At 62.0% G+C, this 1,065-nt stretch carries 1 protein-coding gene; it reads left to right on the forward strand.

Features of this window, described 5'->3' with window-relative positions; translation table 11 throughout:
* Positions 1–59: 59 nt before the first annotated feature.
* Positions 60–1,043 (forward strand): IS5 family transposase, encoded by a 984-nt coding sequence (locus AB4Z52_RS36190; protein ID WP_442222610.1) that lies wholly within the window; start codon positions 60–62, stop codon positions 1,041–1,043.
* Positions 1,044–1,065 lie beyond the last annotated feature (22 nt).

Consider the following 1,065-nt stretch of genomic DNA (forward strand, 5'->3'; position numbering starts at 1 on the left):
CATTTTTCAAGGGTTTGCCGATAGGCAGGCGAGATCGCCAACGACATGATCTTCGCCCGATGCCCTACAAACACAATGCCAGCCGCCGTCACCGAGTCCCGAAGATGAAATTCAAGGTGACAAACTGGCCGGAATACGAGGCGGGCCTTTGGCGGCGCGGCAGTCTGACGCTGTGGTTGACAGAAGAAGCCTTGGCCAGGTGGCATGCGCCGCGAAGAACGACCCGCGGCGGAAAGCCCCGCTATTCCGATCTCGCCATCGAGGCGGTCTTGACACTGGGATGCGTCTTCGGACTTCGTTTGCGCCAGAGCGAGGGATTGATGACCTCGCTGCTCGATCTGATGGGCCTTGATCTACCGGTTCCCGATCACACGACGCTGAACCGCCGTGCGCAGATATGGGAACCATCGGCCAAGTGGCAGCGGCATCCGGAGGACGGTCCGCTGCATGTGCTGATCGATAGCACCGGATTGAAAGTCTACGGCGCCGGCCAATGGCTGGAAGACAAGCACGGTGCCAGATCACGCCGGACCTGSCGCAAGCTGCACCTGGTTCTCAATGCCGACAGCGGCGAGATCATCGCCCACTGTCTGACTGACCAGGACGCCGACGATCCCTCACAGGTGAAGCCGCTGCTCGACCGGATCSACGCAGAGATCGACCAATTCACGGCCGACGGAGCATATGATGGCGGTCCCACCTACTGCGCGGTGCTGCAACACAGCGTCACCGCAAGGATAGTCATCCCGCCACGTTCAAAGGCCGTGGAGAGTGATGACACCGGGCCACCCGGTCAAAGGGACGGTCACATCACGGCGATCGCCAATGATGGAAGGCTGAATTGGCAGGCGTCCACCGGCTATGGCAAGCGCGCCCTGATCGAGACCGCCATCGGGCGCTACAAGGGGCTGATCGGACGTCGCCTGCGAGCTCGCTCCTTTTCGGCTCAGCAGACGGAGGTCGCCATCGGCTGCGCCGTTCTCAACCGCATGACGGCGTGCGCACGCCCGGAGTCCGTTCGCTGCCCGGCAAGGCCGACATAGCAGGCGGCATCAAAGAGCTGAT

Source organism: Rhizobium sp. 2YAF20, assembly GCF_052114685.1.
Lineage (GTDB): Bacteria > Pseudomonadota > Alphaproteobacteria > Rhizobiales > Rhizobiaceae > Rhizobium.